The 1,035-nt window shown below is 64.7% G+C and carries 1 protein-coding gene; it reads left to right on the top strand.

The features are described 5' to 3' along the window. A partial coding sequence (locus tag CKO11_RS17085) for a PepSY-associated TM helix domain-containing protein (RefSeq protein WP_223641501.1) occupies window positions 1-1,035 on the top strand: 1,035 nt, incomplete at both ends.

Here is a 1,035-nt window from a genome sequence, read left to right as displayed (position 1 = left end):
AATCCCCACGACGCAGAGGTGCTGGGGACGCTCTGGGACGGTGGTGCCGCCGGTAGCCCTGCGATGTATGTCGTGCGCAAGCTGCATTCGCTGGAATATGTCGGCTGGGTCGGCAATCGCCTGATCGAGGCTGCAGCAGGCTGGATGATCCTGCTGGTCGCCTCCGGCATCTACCTCTGGCTGCCGCGGGGGCGGACATCGGTCGGGACCCTGCGGATCAAAGCCACGAAGGGGCGCCCTTGGTGGCGCGACCTGCATGCAGTGACAGGCATCTACACCGGAGTCTTCATCGTCTTTCTCGCGATGACCGGGCTGCCCTGGTCCGATGTCTGGGGCAAAAAGTTCTACGACACCGCCTACAGCTTGGGGCTCGGGATGCCGGATGGCTACTGGTCCGATGTACCGCTCTCGACCGTGCCGACGCAGGATGTGGTCGACCGCGCGCCCTGGATCATGGAGCGCCAGCCGATCCCGACCTCTCCTGATGGCGGTGCCCATGCCGGCCATGCAGCTGGTGGCATGGCGACCGGTGCTAACAGCGGCGGCGTCCCCGCTTTACTCGACCAGGTCACAGCCGAGGTCGAGCGCCTCGGGATCGTGCCGGGCTATTCCCTGACCATGCCTGGGGGCGACACCGGAGTGTTTACCGCGTCGGTCTATCCGGACGACATCACCTACGAGCGGGTGATCCACCTCGACCAATACAGCGGTGCGGTCCTCTATGACGCCGGACTTCAGGATCTGGGAACGCTGGGACGTTGGGCCGAATGGGGCATCAGCGTGCATATGGGACAGGAATGGGGGCTGGCAAACCAGATCGCCCTGCTTCTGGCCTGCGCGGCGATGGTGATGATGTGCGTCTCTGCTGCCGTGATGTGGTGGAAGCGCAGACCGGCAGGCGCTCTGGGTGTGCCGCGCGTACCGACCGACTGGCGCATTCCCCGGACGTTGCTGGTGATGGCGATCGCTGCGGGCATCTTTTTCCCGCTGGTGGGGCTGTCCATGCTCATCCTGGTGATGGTGGAGGTCTTGGTC

This window comes from Rhodobacter sp. TJ_12, assembly GCF_020023995.1.
Classification (GTDB): domain Bacteria; phylum Pseudomonadota; class Alphaproteobacteria; order Rhodobacterales; family Rhodobacteraceae; genus Rhodobacter.
This window is presented reverse-complemented; position numbering and strand designations above follow the sequence as displayed.